The following is a 22,811-nucleotide window of genomic DNA, read 5'->3' as shown; positions in this document are numbered from 1 at the left end:
GGCCCTACTGCCGCGGGGTTGCCGCGGTCAGCCCGAAGACACTCCGCCCGCGAGACCGCATCCCCGTTGCGAGGAAACGCACTCCGGGGGTCGCATTGATGAGCTCGTAGAGCGCGATGGAGATGATCGACGTGAGTGCGATGATCGTCACCCACGCGATCGCGGTCGACGGGGTTGACGCCTCGATGGGCGGTGCGATGAGTGCGATGACCGGCTGGTGGACCAGGTATACAACGAGCGACGAGTCGACGATCCAGTCCACGACAGAGCTCGGGCGCCGGATCACTCTCTCGGCGACCCTGAACAAGGCTGACGCGAACGCGATTGCACCAACCGCGAGAGCCAGTTCACCCACCGCGGGTGCGAGCGTGCCGAGCTCGAGGTACGGAATGCCCAGGAGCACACCGAAGCTCGCGAAGCCGAGGCCGAGGGTCAGCCACAGCGGCACCTGGAGGAAGACCGCGAGTCCTCGCGGTCGCGACGCCAGGATGCACCCCAAAACGAATAGCGGGGCGTAGCGCACGACGACGGGTGGGATCAACCCGCCCGCGAACTGGTCACCGCCAACCACATCCCACAGCCAATTTCCCGCGATGACCGCGGCCGCGGTGAACACCATGTACACGGAGATTGCGAGCATCGGGTGCCGCTCCACGGCGTCGCCCGCGGCTCGGATCGTGCGGCCCGCGACCGCCCCGACCGGGCGGACCGTGGCAACAACCCACAGCACGAAGGAGTAGGCGAGGAGGGCAAGCAGGAACCAGAGGTGGAGCAGCCACCATCCGCTCGGCGTGGCGAGACGATCGGCGGCGAAGCTCATCGCTCCCGTCAGAGAACCCGATTCGTAGAACCCCGCGATGAACCACTGCACCGGCACAACTGTCGCGAGCCCGAAGAGCAACGGCAGGCCGACCCGAACAAGCCTGCCCCGGAACCACTGGTTCGCACCTCGGCGCCGCAGCACGAGGAGCGCGAAGAACCCGGCGATGATGAAAAACGTCGGCATGCGCCAGATGCCGAGGAACTGAGCGATGACGTGCATTCCGGGAGAGTCGGTATCGCTCGAGACGATCCACCACCCACCCGACAGGGCGAGTGCGGCGTGGTACGGAATCCCGCAAAACATGAGAATCCCACGCAGTCCGTCGAGAAAGTGCAGCCGTGACGCGGGAGGGCTTGCGGAGGCCGACACTCGTTCTACGCTACCCCGGCTCGGACCCCCATGGGCTCACCCCGGAAGCGAGAGCCAGCCTCGCACTCACCCACCGGAAGTACTGGTTCCAGGCATCTTCGCCGGTCGACATCGACTCGATGTGGGTGAGCAGCGGCTCCTCCGCACGGAACCACTCGCTTCCCGCGAACCGCAGTTCGGCGAACATCCAGTGGCGTTGCTGCTCGAGCGCGCGACCACCGCGCTCGAAGGCGAGGAGCGAGTCGAACCGCAAGGCCGCGAGACGCGAACGAGGATTACCGGAGGTGCCGATCTTGATGCGATCGCCCGACCTCACGTAGTAAACGACATCGACACGAGCATCCGGTCTCTCGGCATCCGGCCATTCACCGTGGCGCCATTCGCAGATCGCGCACAGCCATCCGCTCGGCCAGCGCACCCCGAGTCGGGAACCGCACGCCACGCACGGCGAGGGCAGGAGGTCGGTGATTCCGTGGTCACGCGAGACCGTCTCGTAGGCGGCGAAGAGGTGATCAGAGCAGAGGGGAACGGATGCCCCAGGCTCGGGCATCCCGTCGCAGCCCTCGATCGCGCACCTCACGCCGCAAGGCTAGGTGTGACTGCCGACACGGCAGGCGCGACCACAGACTCGCGTTCACCGTCGGTTCACGTTCCGTTCGTCGCGCCTCACCACACTGCAGGGGTCCCCCACGAAAGGCCCCTTCCGCCATGCGCCGCATCGCCGCGATCCTTGTCGCCCTGCTCGGACTGTCCACCATCGTCGCCGTGAGCGCTCCCGCTGCCGCAGCCACGACCGACCTCGTGATCAACGAAGTCGAGTCGGACGGCGACACGACCGACTGGATCGAGCTCTACAACCCCACGGGCGCTGCCATCGACGCCTCGGGTCTTCGGGTCACCGACGACAATCCCAGCCGCACCTTCACGATTGCGAGCGGTTCGATCGTCCCCGCGCTCGGATTCCTCGCCGTTGACGTGAGTGTCGGCTCGGGCAGCTTTGGGCTCGGCAACGGCGATCAGGTGCACGTGTGGGACGGCGTGACCGAGATCGACAGCTTTACGTACGCGTCGCACGCGGCAGTCACGTGGGGTGCGTGCCCGGACGGCAGCGGCGTTTTTGTGGACACCCTCGTCGCCACGAAGGGTGCGGCCAACGCGTGTGACGCGGAGCCTGCCGACTACATCGTCATCAACGAGGTCGAGTCGAGCGGGGGTACTCCTGGCGACTGGGTGGAACTGCACAACACCGCGAGTGTGCAGATCGACATCTCCGGTCTCGTGATCAAGGACAACGACGACTCGCACGCGTGGACCATCCCCGCGGGCACCGTCATCGCGGCCGGTGGCTTCGCCGCGTTCGATGTCGAGACCGGCAGCTCCGGATTCGGGCTGGGCGGTAACGACTCGGCTCGTCTGTTCGACGGCGAGGTGCTCGTCGATTCGTACTCGTGGACGGCACACGCTGCGACGACCTACGGCCGATGCCCCGACGGCTCGGGTGATTTCGCGCTCACGGTCGAGCCGACGAAGGCAGCCTCCAACGACTGCGCGCTTCCCGAGGGCGCTGACGAGATCTCCATCAACGAACTGCAGTCGGATGACCCGGTCGCAGCCGACTGGGTCGAGCTCTACAACTCCGGCGACACCCCAATGGACCTCTCCGGCTGGGTTGTGGCGGACAACGGCACCACGTCGGTGCTCCCGGCAGCCGCCGTTGTGCCGGCAAACGGGTTCCTCGTGCTCGAGCAGGACACGCATTTCAGCTTCGGCCTCGGTAACGGCGACGAGTTCCACCTGTACCTCGCGGACGGTGTGACCGTCGTCGACGAGATCTCGTACCCGTCGCATCCGACCGCACCCGGAACGTGGGGTCGCTGCCCCGACGGTGAGGGTGACATCGTGCTCACCGCCGAGGCGACCAGGGGTGCGCTCAACGCGTGCGCCGTGGACCCGGCCGAGGCGCTCGTCATCAACGAGATCGAGTCGAACGGCGACACCACGGACTGGGTGGAGCTCTACAACACGGCGTCGATCCCGGTGGATGCCAGCGGCCTGCTGCTGAAGGACAGCGGCGAGGGCAACACGATCACGGTGCCCGCGGCATCCGTCATCGCACCCGGCGGCTACCTCGCCGTTGACGTCACGGGCCTCGGTGGTGCCGACAGTGCACGACTCATGACGGCGGACGGCACAACCCTCATCGACAGCTACTCCTGGACCGCGCACGCGGACGAGACCTTCGGGCGGTGCCCGAACGGTTCCGGAGACTTCGTGGACACGGATGCCGCGACCAAGGGCGCACCAAACGACTGCCCGGCACCGGCCGGGTTCGACAACATCGTCATCAACGAGGTCGAGTCCAGTGGCGGCACTCCCGCCGACTGGGTCGAGTTCTACAACACGGGGGACACCGCGGTCGACCTGTCGGCGTGGATCATCCACGACAGCGAGGACGACCACACGTTCGTGATCCCCGCTGGCACCACGATCGAGCCGCTCGGCTTCGCCGTCGCCGTCGTGGACGTGCCCGGTGGTTTCGGCCTCGGCAACAACGACCGTGTGCGCCTCTACCTCCCCGACAACACGACCCTCGTCGACGAGCGGATCTGGGGCCCGGACCACTCTCCGACAACGTTCGGTCTGTGCCCCGACGGCACCGGTGAGTTCATCCAGACGTTCTCCTCCACCAAGGGAGCCCCCAACGACTGCTCGCCCGTGCGTATCAACGAGGTCGAGTCGAGCGGCGGAACCCCGGGCGACTGGGTCGAGCTCGTCAACGCGGGTGATGCGGCGGTCGACATCTCCGGGTGGATCGTCAAGGACAACGACGACACGCACGCGGTGACGATCCCCGCGGGGACAACCCTCGCCGCCGGCGCGTACTACGTGGTAGACACCGAGCCCGCGTTCGGGCTGGGTGGAGCCGACTCCGCGCGGCTCTACGACGCCGCATCCGTGCTGCTCGACGCCTACAGCTGGACGGAGCACGCCGCGACGTCCTACGCGCGGTGCCCCGATGGAACCGGCCTCTTCGAGACGTCGGCGTCGCCGACGCGCGGGGCTCTCAACGATTGCGCGGGCATCGTGCCGTCGTCGCCATGGCCGGGCGGCCCGGACGTCACCGTCGTGAGCGAGCAGAACTTCTTCGGTCAGGACATGAGCGGCCTCGCGTACGAAGGCACGGGAACCGAGACGCGCGGCACTCTGTGGGCCGTCAACAACGGCAGCGGCACCCTCTTCAAGCTGCAGTGGAACGGCACCGCATGGGTGCCGGCCGCCAGCGACTGGGCCGCGGGCAAGGCGTTGCGCTACCCCGACGGCACGGGGCAACCGGATGCCGAGGGTGTCGGTTTCGCGGCAGCCGGGTCGGTCGACGGCATCTACGTCGCGACGGAGCGCAATGGCGCGGCCAGCGGTGTGAGCCGCCCGTCGGTGCTTCGCTTCGACGTGTCAGACCCGGGCTCGACGCTCACGGCAACCCACGAGTGGAACCTCACGGGCATCCTTCCGCCCATGGGCAACAACACCGGTCTCGAGGGTGTGACGTGGGTTCCGGATGCCTTCCTCACAAGCCGCGGCATGATCGACGAGTCCACGGGCCTCGCCTACAACCCCGCCGACTACCCCGCACACGGCAGCGGTCTGTTCTTCGTGGCCGTCGAGGCCACGGGTGATGTCTACGCGGTCGCACTCGAGACCACGGGAGAGGCGACCCTCATCGCGACCATTGACCCGGGCCTCACGATCGCGGCCGAGGTTACCTTCGACGCCTCGACGGGCCTCCTGTGGGCGGTGTGCGACGAGGCGTGCCAGGGCAAAACGGTCACGCTCGAGATCGCGCAGGACGGCGCCTTCGACGGAAAGTTCCAGATCTCGAACGTCTACGAGAACCCTGAAGGGATGCTCGACAGCATCGCCAACGAGGGTTTCGCGATCGCGCCCCAGGAGCTCTGCATCGACAACGCGAAGCCCGTCTTCTACGCGGACGATGCCGAAACTGCGGGTTACGCGCTTCGCGAGGCGACACTCGATTGTGTGAGCGACGTCGACCCCGTCGACCCGACCGATCCCACGGATCCGTCCGGACCGGCTGCCCCGAGCGAGTCCGACCTCACGCCAGAAACCCAGGGCGGCATTTCCGGCCCGAAGAGCGCGGTTCAGGGCAGCGCGATCGTTGTCACCGTGGGTCAGTCGTGGGCGGGTGAGACCGTCGACGGCTGGTTGTTCTCCGAGCCGACGCACCTTGGAACACGCACCGTCTCGGAGTCGGGTGTCATCAGCGTGGCGATCCCCCTTGACGCGACCGTGGGGGCCCATCGCCTCGCGGTCACGGACGAGAACGGCGACGTCATCGGCTGGTACGGCATCCAGGTGACCGCGGCAGTCCTCGCGTCGACCGGGTCGACGCTGCCGCCCATCGCACCGGTTGCGGCAGTGCTCCTGCTCCTCGGTGTGGTGGCCCTCGCCACGCGCCGCGTGTCCGCGAACTAACGCTGGGGGGCCAGGAAGCGCGCGAAGTCGGTGAGTTCCTCGGTGGAGATGGAGTGTCCCAGCCCCTCGTAGACGTGCACGTCGGCTGTGGCGTGCGCGGGCAGCCACTCCGCGGTGCGAGCGATCGCGGCATCCGGGATCACCTCGTCGGTGGTGCCGCGACCCCAGAACACGCGAGGCTTCACACGGGCAAGTTCCGTGTCGCCGGGGTGTGATGCCGTCGCGACGAACCCGGAGAGGCACACGGCGGCGGCGAACCGCGTAGGCGCGTGACGCAGCAGCTGGAGCGTCATCGCCCCGCCCTGCGAGAACCCGAGGATGCTCACGCTGCGGTACTCGAGGGTGTCCAGCCACGCGAGCACGGCATCCGTGGCCTCGTCCACCGCGACGGGGTCCGGGGCGCCGGGCGTGGCTCCTTCGAGCGACCACCACGCGAACCCGCCACTCTCGCGCAGCGGCGCACGAACGGATGCCACAACAGCACCCAGCGGAAGTGCGGGCGACAGCGAGAACAGGTCGCCCTCGTGCGATCCGTAGCCGTGCAGGAGCACCAGCAGGTCGCGGCCCGCACGCTCCCGCTCGGGAGCCGACCAGAGCACCGCGGACGTGTCGAGGTTCATGTGCACCACCCTACGTGCGCAACAATGGAGCATGAGCTCCGTAGGTACGCCCGACCCGAACTCCGGTTGGCTCTCCGAAGAGGAGCTCGCCGAAACGCGTCGTCGGCTCCCCTTGCTCTACGTCGAGGCCATTCCTGTGCGTGTCGACGGACTCGGTCGTGTCACCGAAGTGGGCACCCTCCTTCGTGCGTCGAACGGCGAAATCACGCGCACGCTCGTCTCGGGCCGTGTGATGTACGGCGAGACGTTGCGGGACGCCCTGTTCCGCCACCTCGAGAAGGACCTCGGGCCGATGGCCTTCCCGCTCCTGCCGGCGAGCCCCGTGCCGTTCCAGGTGGCCGAATACTTCCCGTGGCCCGGCAACAGCCAGTACATGGACACCCGACAGCACGCCGTCGCGCTCGCTTTTGTTGTGCCCGTCACCGGGACGTGCGAGCCTAGACAGGACGCCCTAGAACTGACGTGGCTCCGCCCCGCCGAAGCCGCATCCGAAGCGGTCACCGCCGATATGGAAGGTGGCCGTGGTGCGCTGCTGCGTGCAGCACTCGCATCCGTGGGGGTCCTCCCGTAGTTTGCCAAGCCTCGAATGATCGTCCATGACATTCGAGGGAAGGGCCGGGGTGCAATGGCGCGCCTCGGCCCTTTTCATTGACCGGCCACCGGTTACGCTCGAAGCGTGAGTCTTCCCGAATCGCAGTCCCGGTACCAGGTTCGCTTCGCCTTCGGCATCGAAAGCGGCAGCGCCATCGCCGAAGGTGCGCACGTTGTCGTGTGGGTGGATGCCCTTCCCGAGGGCGCGACTCCCGGCATTGGTGCCCTCGGCGGCACCGCCGCCATCGTTTCCGGTTCGATTGGGTCGCGCGCTGCCGTTGCGCAATGGATTCTGGACCGCCAGGCATCGCTCGGCGACCGCGCGTTCGTGGCAGTCGTTGCCGCTGGCGGCCGCGGTGGGGCGTTCGCGGTGGAGGATCTCGTCGCGGCCGGCGCCGTCATCGACGCCCTCGGCGAGCTCGGCATCGACTACACATCACCCGAGGCCGCGGCTGCGGCTGGCGCGTTCCTCGCGCTCAAAAACGCGGGCAGCCACGTGCTCTCGGCGTCGGTCGCAGGACAGCTGCTCCTGGCGACGGAAGGCCCGGAAGCCCTGGATGCCGCGCGCGCTGCCTCTGCCGCGCCCGAGTTCGAGGTGCTCCGCGAGGGCTGAGGTGCCCCGCCGCGCTGCCCCTGCTGCCGCGTCATGATCCCAAATGCAGGAGATCTCCTCCTCCTCGCCGCACTCATGCCGAACTCGGGGCCGAAAGGCGCGGAAGTCCTGTATTTGGGATGAGGGAGGGCGACCGGATGCCCGGGCTCAGGCCTGCTTCGCTCGGCGCTCGCGATACTCCCGAACCTTCGCGCGGTTACCGCACCGCGCCATGGAGCACCACCGCCGGTTGTTGGAACGCGACTCGTCGTAGAAGATCACACCGCAGTCATCGGCCGCGCACGCCCTGATGCGCTCGCGCTCCTCGGGGGAGAAGAGCTGAACCGCAGCGCGCGCAATCACACTCAACGCCTGCGCGGTGCGGGCCGTACTGCGTCCGGCGCGGCGACCGCCCCCCTCCAAAACCGGGGGAATGTCGGGGATGGCAGCGTAGAGGTTGATCACATCCACGTCAGCCGCGTCAGGGCCAGCGCCCCCGCTCGCGGCAACCGCGGCCCGCGCGATCGCCTCGCGGAGGGCGCGGGCATCCCGCAGGTCGCCTTCGCTCACCGAGCCGTCGACCTCGTCGAAGCGCGGTTCGAGCCACTCCGCGAGGTCTTCAGGGGTGGCGAGGTACTCGCGGTTCGATTGATCGGGCATGGGGCCGGTGTAGGCGAAGTCGAGCGGCAGGGCGCCCGAGTCGAACCACCAGCGGGGTCCGTCTGTTTGCTCGAGCCACTGGCCCGTTGGTCTCACGGTCGTCGGGTACAACACGTAACCATTCTGGCAGGTTACCCCGCCGCGTGAGACAGAGAGTCAGCGACCGCGCACGTTGGGGCGGACTACCGAGCCGACCCGGATGCCCCCTGCCGGTGCCTGCGCGCGACCTTTGCCGCCACGCGGCCGCGACCCGGACGGGGCTGCAGCCGTGCGCTGAGGCGCAGCAGAACTGGCACCGCCTTGGCCGCGCGTTCCGTGCGACGCCGCTGCACGCCCGCGGGATTCCTGCGCTGCGCCAGCACCGCCAGCCCGACCCGCACCGCGGGCCCCGCCGGCCTGAGCAGCTCCGCCGGCACGACCAGCACCGGCCGCACCCGCGGCACCGCCGCGACGTGACCGCGACCCGCGCGACCCTCCGCCGGCGCTGTCGCCCTGGCCACGGGCATCGCGGGCAGCACGCTTGCGCTGCGCGTTGGCGCCCTGAGAGGTTCCGCCCTGCGAGCGACCGCGGGCCGGAGTCGACACGGGTGCGGGGGTAACACGCGGGGCGACTTCGCCCACGAGCGACACGACGGGCTCCGAACCAGCCGTCACCGACTGCGGCGCGACCTTGATGGCGGCCTTGCGTAGGAGCGCGAGGGTGTCGCCGCGCTGCGTCGGCAGCATGACCGTTACGACGTCGCCCTCAGACCCGGCACGCGCGGTGCGTCCGCTGCGGTGCAGGTACGCCTTGTGTTCGGCCGGCGGGTCGACGTGAACCACGAGCTCGACGCCGTCGACGTGAACGCCGCGGGCCGCGACATCCGTCGCCACGAGAACTCGGGCCGAACCGTCCGAGAACGCGGCAAGGTTGCGGTCGCGCTGCGGCTGGGACAGGTTGCCGTGCAGGTCGACAGACGGGATGCCCGCCGCCGTGAGCTGCTTCGCGAGGCGCTTGGCGTGGTGCTTGGTGCGCATGAACAGGATGCGACGGCCGGTGCCAGAGGCGAGTGCTTCGACGACGTCGCGCTTGGCGTCGGCATCCGCCACCTCGAACAGGTGGTGGGTCATCGCGGCGACGTGCGATGTCGCTTCGTCGACGGAGTGCAGCACCTGGTTGCGCAGGAAGCGCGCCACGAGCTTGTCAACGCCGTTGTCGAGGGTTGCGCTGAAGAGCAGGCGCTGACCGGTCGACGGGGTGGCGTTCATGATTCGCGTGACGCCCGGCAGGAAGCCGAGGTCAGCCATGTGGTCCGCCTCGTCGAGCACGGTGATCTCGACCTGGTCGAGGTGGGCGAAACCCTGCTGCATGAGGTCCTCGAGTCGGCCGGGGCAGGCCACAACGATGTCGACGCCGGCCTTGAGGGCGGCGACCTGACGCTGCTGGGAGACGCCACCGAAGATCGTCGTGATGGTGAGACCGCCAGCGGATGCGAGGGGCTCGAGTGTCGCGGAGATCTGGGTCGCGAGCTCCCGAGTCGGGGCGAGGATGAGGCCGCGGGGCTTGCGCCCCTGCCGACCGGATGCGGCGAGCCGCGCGACCATGGGGATCGCGAACGCCAGGGTTTTGCCCGAGCCGGTCTTTCCGCGGCCGAGCACGTCGCGCCCGGCGAGGGTGTCGGGCAGGGTGTCCTGCTGAATGGGGAACGGCTCCGTCTTGCCGGATGCTTCGAGCACGGCGACGAGCGGAGCGGGCACGCCGAGCGCGCCGAAAGTGGTGGATGACACAGGGGTCCTTCGGGATTGTGATGGGCGATGCCGGGCGTGTGCTCGGCACAGAGTCGCCGTGAAAGTTTCTACGAGCCCTGTCACAAGGTCGATGACGACCGGGCGAGAAGAGTAAGCGTTCTACGACGCAGGGAAGCAATCGGTGCTTCGCAAGTAACAACAGCTTAGCAGTGTCGCTACTCCCAGGTCGGGGCGAGCCGCTTTAGCTGTGCCCCGCGCCACTGCCACAGCGCCCACAACACCGGCCACACGGCGGGCGTGAGGAGTCCTGCGCCGAACTCGAGGCGATCGCGATAGAGCGTGCGTCCATCGCCCCGCGGCGAGACGGCCATGGTGTGCCGCCAGCTCGTCACGGTGGCGAGGGCCCCGCTGAGTGGTCGGCCGGTGTCTTGCACGATCCGTGCGCCCGCGCGCTCGCTGAAGCTCAGCCGTATCTCCTGCTCGCCGATCGGGATGAGGCCAAACGCCTTCACGGCGACACGATGCGGTTCGGTAGTCCACTCGTCGGGAAATCCGCCAGGCTCGAGCGATGTGGGGGCGGCAATCGGACCGTCCACCTGTCCGACGACCTTCGGGTCACGCAGCGCTCGCCACGCGGCGTCCGGCGTGCAGTCGAGTGTGAACTTCAGCAATACGCGCATGATCTCAGTGTGCCCGGACCTGGGAAGGAATGCAGCGAGCGCGAGTAGCGTTTGGCAGAGCATCCGATCACAGGAGGAACACCATGAAGGCAGTACTGGGCGACACCGTTATCGCCGAGGCACCGAAGGACGAGCTCATCTCGATCGAGGGCAACTGGTACTTCCCGCCGTCGAGCGTGAACAGCGAGCTGCTCGTCGAGAGCGCGACGCCGTACACGTGCCCGTGGAAGGGCGAGTGCCAGTACTTCTCGGTGAAGGACGGCGACACGCTCCTGCAGGACCGCGCCTGGAGCTACCCCACTCCGTACCCGAGCGCGTTCGATCGTGTCGGCAAGGACTTCTCCAACTATGTGGCCTTCTGGAAGGAAGTCCAGGTCGTCGAGTAGCGCCTACCCCCGCTTCACCCAGCTGATCGCGTGGGCCGGGTCGTAGCGACGCGAGCAGCGACCGCACGCCATCGGCCGGGTCGGCCGGCGGTAGCGATGGATGACGTGGCCCGCGGGGCACGTCCCCACCCATGGCGCGAACTCCGTCGCAACCGGCCCATCGTGCAGGCGCCCGCCCTCGTAGCCCAACTCCTTGGCGATGGCCTTCCACTTCGGCCCGTGACCGGCATGTGGCCCCGCGACGGCGTGCGCCACCTCGTGGAGGAGGGTCTGGTGGATGTCGTCGTCCTCGAATCGCGCCGCCAGGTATCGCGAAACCGTGATGCGCTTCTTCGTGAAGTTGCACAGGCCAGCCCGGGTCTTGGCGTTGTCGAAGCCGAAGCTCCAGCTGTCGTCGAGGTGCAGGGTGATGAGGGCATCCGCCCACACGCGCACTCGATTCAGATCAGCCACCCGATGAGGCTAACCCGGGTCGGCGACACGATCTGTTCACGCCCGTGATCAGTGGGAACTGCGGCGGAAACCCGTCACGCCACGGGCTCGAGGAGCACCTGCACGAGCTTGTCGTCTCCGTCTCGCGGCGTGCCCTTACCTGCGGTGTTGTTCGTGATCATCCACACAGTGCCGTCCGGCCCGGGCACCACGTCACGAATGCGACCGAATTCTCCCGCGAACCACGGCATCACTTCGCCGCGATCGGTGATGATCGTCCACAGCCGCTCCCCGCGGAGGGCAGCGAGGAAAAACGTGTCGCGTGTCCACGCGAGTCCGCTCGGGCTCGCATCGGCCGGGCTCCACTGGCTCACCGGGTTCCTGAACCGGGCGTCCTCGGTCTGGCCTTCGACGATCGGCCATCCGTAGTTGCCGCCGGGTTCGATGAGGTTGAGTTCATCCCACGTGTTCTGGCCTAACTCCGCCGCCCATAGTTGACCGTCTCCGTCCCACGCGATTCCTTGCGGGTTGCGGTGGCCGAGGGAGTAGACGTACGACCCGGGGAAGGGGTTGTCGTCCGGCACCGCGCCATCCGGTGTCATGCGCAGGATCTTGCCGCCGAGGCTGTTCGGGTCCTGAGCGTTGTCGGGAACCGACGCGTCACCCGCCGTCGCGTAGAGCATGCCGTCGGGCCCGAGCTTGATGCGTCCGCCGTTGTGGGTGCCCGCCTTGGGTAGCGCAGTAAGGATGTCCGTGCCGGCACCGAGTGCGTAACTTCCCGGTGCTCCGTTCAACTCGAATCGAACGATCCGGTTGTCGCTCGCGCTCGTGAAGAACGTGTACAGGTTGCCGTCAATGAACTCCAGCCCGAGGAGGCCGCCCTCGCCGCCGGGCACAACCCCGGGCACCGCACCGACATCACGCACCTGCCCGTCACTGGTCACTTCGCGCACGACGCCACGATCGCGTTCGCTGACGAGGGTCGAACCGCTCTCGAGTCGTAGGATCGACCACGGCGCCGAGAGGCCCGTCGCGATGGTGGTCACACCCGACGGATGCACGGGGCCGGGCAATTCGGGTTCTGGCGTCGCCGTGGGGGTGGGAGTCTCGATCGCGCTGCGTGTGGGTAGCGGCATCGGCTCCGGGGTGCCCGTGCATCCTGCGAGAACGATCGCGGCGGATGCGAGGCTGAGCGCGGCGAGCAGACGAGGCATAGCCCCATCTCAGCACGCGTAACCGAAAAGTGACCCAAACGGGGTACACGAGTTTGCGCGCAAGTCTGGACACAAATTCACAGCAAACAATAAGGTGAGGCAGTTCCAGCCATACCGAGGAGATACAGCTATGTCCGCATCCCGCTCGCTCACCGCCGCGATTGCCGTCGGGTCGATCGCAGCCCTCACGCTTTTTGCCGCCGCACCCGCCAGCGCCGCTACCCTCCCGTCGGGACAGGTGATCTCCGTCATCGACTCGTTCGAGTGGCAGTACTACGACGCCAACCCCGCCACTGCCGCGCTCACTCCCTTCGGCACCCAGACGCCCTACGAGGATGACTTCATCAACGCCGTCGACGTGAACGACGATGGCTACGGGTACGCGATCGCCGACTATGCGGAAGGCGGCGCCTACCTCTATAACGCCGATGCCAACACGGGCACGCTCAGCAACGACATCCGGGTCTACTTCGACTACGGCGACGTCGTAGAAGAGGCGGACACCTGCTCTGCGCTCGACTTCACGGGTGGCGTGATCTACGCGGCGTGTTACCTCGAGGCCGAGAATTTCGACGCGACCTACGTTGGCCCCGTCGACCCCGAGACCGGTTACCTCACGCCGGTCATCGAACTCGCCGGCGAGGACTACCTGGACATTGAAGCGATCGCGGTCCACCCCGTGACCGGTGTCCTGTACGCGTTCTCGTACGACTTCTCCGACGTGCTCACCTCGTCGGTCTACACCCTGTCGGAGGACGCGGGAGCAACGTTCGTCGTTGACCTCGACAACCCCGTCTTCGGTGCCGATTTCGACCGGGACGGCCAGCTCTGGGTCACGTCGTGGGTCTTCGAGGGTGACAGCGAGGCTCCCGAAATCCTGTCCGCTCTGGCCACACTCGACCTCACGACCGGCCTCAACCCCTTCCTGGAGCCGTTCTCGGTCGACGGTGTTGTCGTTGACGCAGACATCAACCCGATCACCGTGTGGGGTGTCGCTGTCGAACCCGAGGTGCCCGTGCTCGCCGCGACGGGTCTCGATCAGGCTCCGCTCGTCGCGATCGGCGCAGCGCTCCTGCTGGGAGGCGCCGTGGTGCTGTCGGTCATCCGAGTCCGCCGCTCGGCGGTGCAGCGCTAACCAGCTCAGTTCGTGACGAAGAACCCGCTCGGCTCTGCCGGGCGGGTTCTTCTCATGATCCGGGTTTGACCTGGAAAATGCCCTTCGACGGTGGGGGTGATGGGGTGGCCGTTTCGTCCGTCACGACGTTCGCGCCAGCGATGAACTCCAGCAGCTCGGCGCCTTCGACGACCTTCGCAGGGTGCGGGCCCGCGGCGAGAAGTCGCGGCATCCATTCGAGGGGAAGAGGTGTCGCGGATGCCGCGAGCACAACGTTGCCGAACCGTCGCCCCTTGAGGATCTGTGTCTCGGCGAGCGCCGCGACGTTGCCGAGCACGTGGTGCAGCGTGGCGGCCTGCCCCCGCGCGAAGGCGAGTCCGGGCCCGTCGGCGATATTCGCCAGCAGCACGCCACCGGGTGCAAGCAGTTGCGCGGCCGTTCGATAGAACTCGACGGATGTCACGTGCGCTGGTGTGCGCGCGCCGCTGAAGACGTCGACGATCACGAGGTCGACGGAGCCCTGCAACCCCGCGGGCAGGCGCTCGAGCACCTCGCGGGCGTCGCCGTGCCTGATGCGGATGGACGCGCGGCTCGACCATGGCAGCTCCTCGCGGACGAGTTCCACGAGATCGCTCTCGAGTTCGATGACCTGTTGCCGTGACCCCGGCCGCGTCGCCTCGATGTAGCGGGGGAGGGTGAGGGCGCCCGCGCCCAGGTGCACGGCCGTGAGCGGCTCGCCAGGCATCCTGAGCTGATCGATGACATGCCCCATCCGCTGCACGTATTCGAAGAAGAGCTGGGTTGGGTCGTCGAGGTTGACGTGGCTCTGAGGGGTGCCGTCGACGGTGAGCGTGTAGGCACCGCGGATCCAGCGGTCGGGGCTCACAACGGCGTGGAAGCCACTGTGCGAAAGGGTACGGTGCGGATGATCGGCCACCCCTCGACCCTGCCACACCCACCGCTGTCCGTGATGTGCGAGCGCAACTCACGGATTCGCCGTACACTCTCCGGGACGCCCCAGCATCCCCGAGCCGAAGGCGGTACAAAAGGTGAACCTCTACGAACAACTCGGCGGCGATCCCGCTATCGCCGTCGCCGTTGAGTCCTTCTACTCCCGAGTTCTCGCCGACCCGGAGCTGGCACGCTACTTCGAGGGGATGGATGTCTCGGCCATCAAGCGACACCAGCGCGACTTTTTCAGCGTTCTCCTCGACGGGCCGGAGATCTACGACGGGCGCAGCATGCGCAACGCACACTCGGGGCTCGGCATTACCGAAGCGGAGTACACGAGGGTGCTACGTCACTTGCGAGACACTCTCGACGACCTGAGGGTTGAACCCGAGCTCGCGGATGGAGTGATTCGGCGGATCGAGCTACTGCGCGCAGCGATCGTGGAGATACGGTGAAGGATGCCCGAGCCGTCCCGCCCCGTCCCCCCAGGTTTGCGCGCCCAACTCGATGCACAGTCGTACGTCGGGCCCGCGACCTTCGGCATGCGTCCCCTCCTCACGGAGCCAGCGCAACTCGATGAGTGGCAGCCCGACGTGGCCGTTGTTGGTGCCCCGTGGGACGACAACACGACCTTCAGGCCGGGCGCACGGTTCGGACCGCGTGCGCTCCGCGCGAGCACGTACGACCCCGGCACGTACCACCTCGACCTCGGTATCGAGATCTTCGACCACCTCGACGTGGTCGACTACGGCGATGCCGTCACGAGTCACGGAATGTGGGAGCTCTCGAAGAAGGCGATCTACGACCGTGTGAAGGAGGTCACCAGCCGCGGCATCGTGCCGTTCATCCTCGGCGGCGACCACTCGATCACGTGGCCGGCGGCGACCGCCGTCGCCGAACAGCACGGATTCGGCAACGTCACGATGATCCACTTCGATGCTCACGCCGACACGGCGGACATCCTCGAAGGCAACCTTGCGAGCCACGGCACCCCGATGCGGCGGCTCATCGAGTCCGGTGCGATTCCCGGTGACAAGTTCATCCAGGTGGGGCTCCGCGGCTATTGGCCGGGTGAGGAAGACCAGCGGTGGATGCGCGACCACGGCCTACGGCACTTCATGATGCAGGAGTTCTGGGAGCGCGGCGTCCACGCGGTCCTCGCCGATCTCATCGCGGCAGGTCGCGAACGCGGCGACAAGGTCTACCTCTCGATCGACATCGACGTGCTCGATCCCGCGCACGCGCCGGCGACGGGCACCCCAGAACCCGGCGGGTTCGCCACGATCGACCTCTTACGTATCGTCCGAGCGCTCGTGCTCGAGTTCGATGTCGTCGGTTTCGATGTCATGGAAGTATCGCCGCCCTACGACCACGCCGACCTCACGGTCAACGCCGCACACCGGCTCATCTGGGAGGCCTTCGCCGCTCTCGCGGTACGGCGACGCGACGCCGCTAGCTGAGCTCCGACCGGACCGCAACCCCCTTGCCCCCCTTTCGGGGGTGGTGCGAGCGTGGGGTGACAGGGACCGAAGGAGCTTTCTGATGACGTCACTTCGCCGTTTCACCATTCCCGCGATTGCCGCGGTTGCCGCCGCGACACTCGCCATCGCCCCCGCGGCGGTTGCCGGGGGCCCGGGCGGTGGCCACGGGCATCCATCGAATCCCGGCGACGATACGCTACTGCGGTACGCCGAGGACACGTGGGCGTCGCTCCATGCGATGACGGACCCTGCGACTGGTCTCGCGAGCGACAACATCAGCGGTGACCTCGCCGAGGCGGGCGAGTACACGTCGCCCACCAACATCGGCGGCTACCTGTGGTCGACGATCGTGGCCAGAGACCTCGGCATCATCGGCAAGAAGGACGCGAGGGAACGCCTTCGCACAACACTCACGACTCTCGCGTCGATGGAGCGCCACGAGCCGAGTGGCATGTATTACAACTGGTACTCGCCGACGGACGCGTCCAAGCTCACGACGTGGCCCGACAGCGGCGACGTCGTCTACCCGTTCCTCTCGACGGTGGACAATGGATGGCTCGCAGCCTCCCTCCGCGTTGTCGCGTCCGCGGAGCCGTCGCTGAAGCGTCAGGCGACCGTGCTCTACGACAGCATGGACTTCGGCTGGTTCCACGACCTGAATGCCCGAGAGGGCGTGACGCTCAATCGCGGTGGCTTCTGGGTGGAACCACCGGGCGACGGATGCGCGGTGCCCGACAACTACGCAGGCGACGGGCCCGACGTCTACTACACGTGCCACTGGTACGACACGACGGTGAGCGAGGCGCGCATCGCGACGTACCTCGGCATCGCGAACGGGCAGATCCCGGCATCCGCCTACTACGGCACGTACCGCACCATGCCAGACCAGGCCTGCGATTTCGGCTGGCAGGAGCAGAAGCCCGTCGGCGAGACACGCGAGTACCTCGGCGTGAGTGTCTTCGAGGGCACCTACGAGTACGCGGGCCAGCGACTCGTTCCCTCGTGGGGCGGCAGCATGTTCGAGGCGCTCATGCCCGATCTGTTTGTGCCTGAGGCCCAATGGGGGGCGAACTCGTGGGCCGTCAATCATCCGGCCACCGTCGAGGCGCAACGCTGGCACGGTATGGAGGAGGCCGGGTACGGCTATTGGGGATTCTCTCCCGCGAGCGATCCGTTCGCCGGATACCGCGAGTACGGGGTGGAGGGCCTCGGAATCAGTGCCGACGGCTACGCGAGCGACGCCGAGTCCACCGACGTCGACTACGGATACGAGGGATGCCGTGACGCCACCAACCCCTCGCCCGAGTACGGCGACGGTGTTGTGACCCCGCACGCCTCGTTCCTCGCGCTTCCCTACGACCGGGATGCCGTGCTGACGAACCTCGAGGGCCTCGAGTCGAACTTCGACTCCTATGGCGCCGGTGGTTTCTACGACGCGATCGCGGTGGGAAGTGGAACGGTTGCCGACCGTTACCTCTCCCTCGACCAGTCGATGATCATGGCCGCGATCGGCAACGAGTTGCTCGACGACAAGCTCAAGAAGTACTTCGTCGACAAGAAGTTCGAAAAGGTGGTGCGTCCGCTCGTCGAGGCGCAGATTTTCAGTAACGCTGATAACTGAGTAATCACTACTCGGTTCGCTGCACACACGCAGCTCTACCCTTGAGGGCATGAGCCTGTACGACCAGGTCGGCGGAAACGCCGGCATGAAGGCGGCCGTCGCTGTCTTCTACAACCGAGTAACGGCGGACGACTCGCTCGCGCCGTGGTTCGAGGGTGTCGACCTGTCACGACTCAAGGCGCACCAGCGTGCATTCCTCGCCGCGGCGCTCGGCGGGCCAGAGCTCTTCGCCGGTCGGGAACTCGAGCTCGCCCACGCCGGCCTGGACATTACTCCGGAGGCCTTCGACTCCGTCGTACAGCACCTCACCATCGCCCTGCACGACCTGGGCGCGACCGACCATGTTGTTGCCGAGGTTCGGGAGCGAGTGAACGCGCTACGCGAACGTGTGGTGGTGCTCCAGGCGGCCAGCGACTAGCCGAGTCCTGACGACTGCAGTTCGTGCCGACCACGGATGCCGAGCTTTCCGTAGATCGACTGCAGGTGGTTGTCGACGGTGCGCGTCGACAAGAACAGAGTGTCGGCAATCTGCTTGCTGCTGAGCCCGCGAGCGGCGAGCGCGCCGATCTCTCTTTCGCGCCTGGTCAGCGGCGTGAGTTCTTCGGTGAACTGCAGCAGGGGAGTGGATGCCCCACCGCACGCTCGCGCGTGCTCGTCTGCGGCTGATTGCAGCGACACGGCGAGCCGGTGGTCCTCTGCTCGCCGAGCGGCGCGCGCCGCCGACGCGAACGCCTCCGCCGCGAAGAGCCGCGCTCCCGAGGCGGCCCACTCCTCAGCGACGTCCACGAGCGCTCTACGGTCGCCCGATGCTTCGGCCGCGGCATGCCGGGCCTGCCGGTCGAAGAACGGGCTTCCGGTGAGCTCCGCGAGCGAGGCGAGCCGGGGTGCGGCATCAGCTGCGAAGCCGAGGCGGGCGAGGTGAAAAAGGAAAACCGCCTCGAGGAAGCGATGTCCCGGTTGACCGAATCGCTCGGCTCCAGCCAGCAGTGCGTTCCTGGCGGTCTGGGCGTCCCCGCTCAGAGCGCTCACCCAGGCCCGCGCGATCACGGCGCCCGGCACGTGGTCGGCTTGGTCGGGAACGATTGCCAGGGCGTCACGCGCTCCCGCGAGGTCGCCGCGCATCGCGAGCGTCATGGCGAGTCCGCATGCTGCGGGCACGTGAAGGCTGATCGGCCCCATCGAGAGGGCTCCACTCATGGTGTCGCGGTACCAGCGTTCCGCTGCGTCGAGGTTGCCGCGCTCCCACTCGATGCGAGCGAGGAGGAACTCGTGGGAACGCGCGACAATCTCGTCGTCGGCGACGAGTGACTCGAGGAGGGCGGACGTCGCGGACCGGAGGGCGCCGTCCGGGTCTCCAACGTGTAACTGAACGGTCGCGAGAGTGCCGAGGCCCATGGCGACCGAGAGCCCAGGGATTCCTGCTCCGCTCGTTGACCGGGCGAAGTCGAGCGCGAGCCGGGCATCCCGCAGCGCTTCGTCCGTGCGCCCGAGTGCGGCATGCGACAGGGAGCGTGTGGAGGCGACGATTGCGCGCTCGGCGGGGGAGGACCCGAGGGAAGCGTCGAGTTCGGCGAGCAGGGCATCTACCTCGATCGCCCGGTCTTGGTAGAGCTCGATGAGCGCTCGAGTCAGGACGAGACCGACGTCGGGCGAACTCAGCCCCTCCTCCGCAGCATCGATGACCTCGAGTCCCGCGTCGAGGCCGTCCCGGACGCTCGCATGGGCGATAGCCGTCGTCGCGGCGATCGCCGAGCGAAGTTCACCGGGTGCGTCCTCCATTCTCGCCTCGGCCAGAACCTCAAGGGCGTCCTCTGCGCGTCCCATCCTCAACAGCGCTTCGCCGCGCAGCAGCAGCAAGTCGGGGCGGCCGCCGGCGACGCGGATGGCGGCCGCCGCGAGCCGCTCGACCGTCGGGTGGTCGCTTGCTTGCCGGGCCAGCCGAGCCGCGCTCGCGAGGAGTTCCGGGTCCGTCGCTTTGCCTGCCTCAAGGCGCCACACGACGACGCGAAGGTCGTCGCTTGCCCCCGAGCGCTCGGCCTCGAGGAGGTCGGCCTGCTGGAGGAGCACGTCGGAGACGCGCAGGCGGCTGAGTGAGTCGACCACGGCGCCGGCGTATTGGGGGTGAACGAGTCGGCCGACGAGGCCGCGGGGGCCCTCGACGAGCGTCATGATCCCCGCCGACTCAAGTCTGATGACAGCCTCCCGAGCGCCATCGGACGTGAGATGGTCGATCTGTAGTTCGCCGCATACCGCGAGGCGCTCGACGACGTCGCGCTCCGCATCGTCGAGGTGCCGGAGCCGGGAAAGGATGAGATCGCGCAACGCGGGGGTGCCGACGGGTTCGCCCACGAGCTGCCACACTCCGGCGTGCTCGACGAGCCGATCGACCTCGAGGGCCCCCATCGTCAGCTCACGAAGGACCAGAGGGTTCCCGGCCGTCGATTGGTGCAGTTCGACCGCTGAGCGGTGGGCGACGGGTCCGCCGAGGACCTCGCGGAGCACCAACTCATAGTCGCCGACCGATAGCGGGGGAACGTCGACGCGCAGCGCGGAGTCGCTCGACCACAGCGCCATGATCGGGTCGGGTAGAGGCTCGCGATCGCGGGCGGTGGCCAGTAATCGGACGTACCCGGAGGCGACGAGCTGTGCGATGAGTGTTGCCGAGAGTGGATCGAGCAGCGACAGATCGTCGACGACGAGCACGGTGCGGCGCCCCGCCGCGGCGTCCCGTACCGCCTCGGTTGCCCGCCGAAACAGGGCACCGGGGTCTGAGGCGACGGCGTCGAGCGCCTCCCGGTCGCTCGAAAACAGCGGAGTCAGCGCGCCAAGTGGGACCGTGGCCATGATTGTGCTCGCCGAAACAGGCAAGGAGGCCCATCCCTCGCCCGACAGTCGCGAGGCCGTCTCGAAGGCGAGCCGGGACTTGCCAACCCCGGATGATCCGTACAGCACGCAGAGGCGCGCTCCATCGCCCGCGAACCAGCGGCAGAGCCGATCCACGAGCTGTTCCCGGCCCACGAGCGGCCACCGACCATCGGCGGCTCGCGTGCCGGTCGGTACGGAGCGGGTCACGAATGCCTCCACGGGTGAATGAGTGGATTCTAGCGACGGGAAGGTGAGTAGTTCGCAGCACATGAGTAATGCGTCTCATCAGGTTGAGCAAGCCCTCCCCATCCGGAGCAGGGGGGTTGATCGGCACTGTTGTCTGCGTGCCACTCCGGCACGCCGACAGTTTCAACGACACCCTTAAGGACGATTCATGCCTGCTCCGCTCGAGTCGCCCGCGCACCGATTCCGGCTCGCGGCGATGACCACACGCCCGCTGCGCTTCGGCGCCATCATCCTCGTGATCGCACTCACCTTCGGTTTCAGTACCTGGGCGGTGATGCCAGCCATCGCGGACGACACGACGGACCCCTCCATCGTCGTGGACGAGGATTCCACCTCGGACCTCGCCGAGACTCCCCTCCCAGTGGACGAAGCTCCGGCCGAGGCCGAGGTGCTCTTGCCGGACGACGCGCTCCCGACTGCGGCAGAAGCGGTGCTCCCGGTCGATGCCGTTCCGTCCCCCGTGGAGGAAGCACTTCCGGTAAATGCAGTCCCGGTGGCATACGCGGACTTCTACGAGACGGGCTACGAGGAACCCCTCGTCGCTACCACTTCCGCCAGCGGACTCTTCAGCAACGACACAGACGGGGATGGCGACGACCTCACGGTTGTCGGATTCGACCCGCCCGGACAGGGCATCCTTAATCTCGACCCCACGACGGGGTATTTCACCTACACCCCTGCCGCAGGCTTTAGCGGCGAGATCCAGTTCTGGTACTGGGTGACGGATGGCACGGACGAGAGCAATCCGGCTCTCGTTTCCATCACCGTGGCCGCCGCGCCCAAACCCAACTCCGCTCCCGTGGCCGTCGCCGACTCCTACGTGACGGGCAAAAACCAGCTCCTGGTCATCCCGGCTCCCGGTGTTGTGGTGAACGACACGGACGCCGACGGCGACCCGCTAAAGGCCGCAATCGTTGTCCCCGCTGGCGGAGCCCTCCCCGGTGAGCAGCTCATCCTCGATCCGAAAAATGGGACGACCTTCTATACGCCCCCGACTGATTTCACCGGTACTCGTACCTTCACCTACCGTGCGTGGGACGGAATCGACTACTCGGCCCCTGTGGCCCTTGTCTTCGAGATCACCGAGGAACTGGTGGACTACGCCGAACCGGTCGCGGTAGACGACGAGTACTGGGTTGTGTCGGGTTCAACGCTCTCCGTGCCCGCGCCGGGCCTGCTCGGCAACGATACCGACGCCGATTCGAGTTTCAGCCTTGCGTCCTACGTGTTTCCTGACCATGGCGCGATCACGTCGATGTCACCGCTGACTGGCGCCTTCGAGTACGTCCCCTCGGATGGCTTTGTCGGCGATGACACCTTCACCTATGTCGCTCGCGATCCGCAAGGCGGAGAGAGCGGCGTCGCAACGGTCACCATTCATGTTCTCGCCGAGGGTGCCGAGCCCACCTCGCCGGTCGCAGCGGACGATGCGTTCACGATCGCTCAGGGAGAGACGCTCTCCATGCCAGCGCTGGTTGGACTCCTCGCGAACGATAGTGACCCTGAGGGCGACCTGCTCTCGGTGGCGTCGTACGACAACCCGTCGGCCGGCACAGTCTCGGTTGATCCCCTCGGCGGGTTCACGTATACCCCTCCGGTCGGCTTCTCGGGCGACGCCACCTTCGATTACCGGGCCACCGACGGCAACAACCTTTCCGACTGGGCGACGGTCACGATCACGGTGACCCCGGGTGAGGCTGAGGGTGAGGGTGGAGGTGCAGGCGAGGGCGAACCCCAGCTGCCGGCTCAGCCGGCCGACCCCGACGAGCCACTGAAGGATGGCACGACCGCCGGTGGTGAGCCCTCGGCTTCGAATGCCTTGGCGTCGACGGGAAGCGCCACGAGTGGCCTTGCAGCGTTCGCGGCTGTGTTTCTCGTCGCGATCGGTGGAGTGGCGATGCGGCGCAGCCGCGCACGGAGCAGGGCTCGGTAGCGCACATCCCCTCC

At 67.3% G+C, this 22,811-nt stretch carries 20 protein-coding genes; 10 read left to right on the top strand and 10 right to left on the bottom strand.

Translation table 11 applies throughout. The features are described from left to right. Positions 1-4: 4 nt before the first annotated feature. The gene (locus tag LH407_RS05800) at positions 5-1,192 is read right to left on the bottom strand and encodes an acyltransferase family protein (protein ID WP_322132239.1); all 1,188 of its coding nucleotides are present in this window, start codon (positions 1,190-1,192) and stop codon (positions 5-7) included. Between the two features lie 10 nt (positions 1,193-1,202). Next, positions 1,203-1,772 carry a GIY-YIG nuclease family protein gene (locus LH407_RS05795; protein ID WP_322132240.1) on the bottom strand — a complete coding sequence of 190 codons (570 nt, stop codon included), beginning with the start codon at positions 1,770-1,772 and terminating at the stop codon, positions 1,203-1,205. A gap of 128 nt (positions 1,773-1,900) precedes the next feature. Between LH407_RS05795 and LH407_RS05790 the strand changes: the two genes are divergently transcribed. After that, entirely contained in the window at positions 1,901-5,683 is a 3,783-nt protein-coding gene (locus LH407_RS05790) for a lamin tail domain-containing protein (RefSeq protein WP_322132241.1), read from the top strand. Here the strand turns inward: LH407_RS05790 and LH407_RS05785 are convergent. Continuing rightward, positions 5,680-6,303, bottom strand: a complete 624-nt coding sequence (locus LH407_RS05785) for an alpha/beta hydrolase (RefSeq protein ID WP_322132242.1) — start codon at positions 6,301-6,303, stop codon at positions 5,680-5,682. The genes LH407_RS05790 and LH407_RS05785 overlap by 4 nt on opposite strands. 31 nt (positions 6,304-6,334) lie before the next feature. Between LH407_RS05785 and LH407_RS05780 the strand changes: the two genes are divergently transcribed. Then, the gene (locus tag LH407_RS05780; protein WP_322132243.1) at positions 6,335-6,874 is read left to right on the top strand and encodes an NUDIX hydrolase family protein; all 540 of its coding nucleotides are present in this window, start codon (positions 6,335-6,337) and stop codon (positions 6,872-6,874) included. Positions 6,875-6,979: 105 nt separating this feature from the next. Next, a complete protein-coding gene (locus LH407_RS05775; RefSeq protein WP_322132244.1) occupies positions 6,980-7,507 on the top strand; it encodes a 2-phosphosulfolactate phosphatase in 528 nt (175 codons plus the stop codon). A gap of 147 nt (positions 7,508-7,654) precedes the next feature. On the opposite strand, the gene LH407_RS05770 is transcribed toward LH407_RS05775, so the two are convergent. The 3 genes from LH407_RS05770 to LH407_RS05760 form a co-directional block, all read right to left on the bottom strand. Next, a complete protein-coding gene (locus tag LH407_RS05770; protein ID WP_322132245.1) occupies positions 7,655-8,260 on the bottom strand; it encodes a CGNR zinc finger domain-containing protein in 606 nt (201 codons plus the stop codon). Between the two features lie 42 nt (positions 8,261-8,302). Next, complete coding sequence (locus tag LH407_RS05765; protein ID WP_322132246.1) at positions 8,303-9,913, bottom strand: DEAD/DEAH box helicase; 1,611 nt, start codon at positions 9,911-9,913, stop codon at positions 8,303-8,305. A 176-nt stretch (positions 9,914-10,089) separates the two neighbouring features. Then, positions 10,090-10,554, bottom strand: a complete 465-nt coding sequence (locus LH407_RS05760; RefSeq protein ID WP_322132247.1) for a hypothetical protein — start codon at positions 10,552-10,554, stop codon at positions 10,090-10,092. An 83-nt stretch (positions 10,555-10,637) separates the two neighbouring features. Here LH407_RS05760 and LH407_RS05755 point away from each other — a divergent pair, with 83 nt between their 5' ends. Further along, positions 10,638-10,940, top strand: a complete 303-nt coding sequence (locus LH407_RS05755; RefSeq protein ID WP_322132248.1) for a DUF427 domain-containing protein — start codon at positions 10,638-10,640, stop codon at positions 10,938-10,940. A 3-nt stretch (positions 10,941-10,943) separates the two neighbouring features. Here the strand turns inward: LH407_RS05755 and LH407_RS05750 are convergent, their stop codons facing one another. Both LH407_RS05750 and LH407_RS05745 read right to left on the bottom strand, forming a co-directional pair. After that, positions 10,944-11,393 (bottom strand): SprT-like domain-containing protein, encoded by a 450-nt coding sequence (locus LH407_RS05750; protein WP_322132249.1) that lies wholly within the window; start codon positions 11,391-11,393, stop codon positions 10,944-10,946. Between the two features lie 74 nt (positions 11,394-11,467). Then, the gene (locus LH407_RS05745; protein ID WP_322132250.1) at positions 11,468-12,586 is read right to left on the bottom strand and encodes a PQQ-dependent sugar dehydrogenase; all 1,119 of its coding nucleotides are present in this window, start codon (positions 12,584-12,586) and stop codon (positions 11,468-11,470) included. A 130-nt stretch (positions 12,587-12,716) separates the two neighbouring features. Here LH407_RS05745 and LH407_RS05740 point away from each other — a divergent pair, with 130 nt between their 5' ends. After that, the gene (locus tag LH407_RS05740) at positions 12,717-13,721 is read left to right on the top strand and encodes a hypothetical protein (RefSeq protein ID WP_322132251.1); all 1,005 of its coding nucleotides are present in this window, start codon (positions 12,717-12,719) and stop codon (positions 13,719-13,721) included. A 52-nt stretch (positions 13,722-13,773) separates the two neighbouring features. Here the strand turns inward: LH407_RS05740 and LH407_RS05735 are convergent, their stop codons facing one another. Continuing rightward, on the bottom strand, positions 13,774-14,637 hold the full coding sequence (locus LH407_RS05735; RefSeq protein WP_322132252.1) for a spermidine synthase: 864 nt from the start codon (positions 14,635-14,637) through the stop codon (positions 13,774-13,776). Between the two features lie 112 nt (positions 14,638-14,749). Between LH407_RS05735 and LH407_RS05730 the strand changes: the two genes are divergently transcribed. The 4 genes from LH407_RS05730 to LH407_RS05715 all read left to right on the top strand — a co-directional run bounded on the left by LH407_RS05730 (position 14,750) and on the right by LH407_RS05715 (position 18,171). Then, positions 14,750-15,106 carry a group I truncated hemoglobin gene (locus tag LH407_RS05730; RefSeq protein ID WP_322132253.1) on the top strand — a complete coding sequence of 119 codons (357 nt, stop codon included), beginning with the start codon at positions 14,750-14,752 and terminating at the stop codon, positions 15,104-15,106. A gap of 3 nt (positions 15,107-15,109) precedes the next feature. After that, positions 15,110-16,111 (top strand): agmatinase, encoded by a 1,002-nt coding sequence (speB, locus tag LH407_RS05725; protein ID WP_322132254.1) that lies wholly within the window; start codon positions 15,110-15,112, stop codon positions 16,109-16,111. An 82-nt stretch (positions 16,112-16,193) separates the two neighbouring features. Then, the gene (locus LH407_RS05720; RefSeq protein WP_322132255.1) at positions 16,194-17,753 is read left to right on the top strand and encodes a glucoamylase family protein; all 1,560 of its coding nucleotides are present in this window, start codon (positions 16,194-16,196) and stop codon (positions 17,751-17,753) included. A gap of 49 nt (positions 17,754-17,802) precedes the next feature. After that, positions 17,803-18,171, top strand: coding sequence for a group I truncated hemoglobin (locus LH407_RS05715; RefSeq protein ID WP_322132256.1), 369 nt, complete (start codon positions 17,803-17,805; stop codon positions 18,169-18,171). Here LH407_RS05715 and LH407_RS05710 read toward each other — a convergent pair. After that, positions 18,168-20,825 carry a LuxR family transcriptional regulator gene (locus tag LH407_RS05710; RefSeq protein WP_322132257.1) on the bottom strand — a complete coding sequence of 886 codons (2,658 nt, stop codon included), beginning with the start codon at positions 20,823-20,825 and terminating at the stop codon, positions 18,168-18,170. The two genes, LH407_RS05715 and LH407_RS05710, sit on opposite strands and share 4 nt — an antisense overlap. 187 nt (positions 20,826-21,012) lie before the next feature. Here LH407_RS05710 and LH407_RS05705 point away from each other — a divergent pair, with 187 nt between their 5' ends. Then, the gene (locus LH407_RS05705; protein ID WP_322132258.1) at positions 21,013-22,797 is read left to right on the top strand and encodes an Ig-like domain-containing protein; all 1,785 of its coding nucleotides are present in this window, start codon (positions 21,013-21,015) and stop codon (positions 22,795-22,797) included. Positions 22,798-22,811: the final 14 nt, after the last annotated feature.

It is taken from the genome of Antiquaquibacter oligotrophicus, from assembly GCF_020535405.1.
GTDB classification, from domain to species: Bacteria; Actinomycetota; Actinomycetes; order Actinomycetales; family Microbacteriaceae; genus Rhodoglobus; species Rhodoglobus oligotrophicus.
The sequence above is the reverse complement of the archived record's forward strand: the minus strand, read 5'-3'. Positions and strand labels throughout refer to the sequence as shown.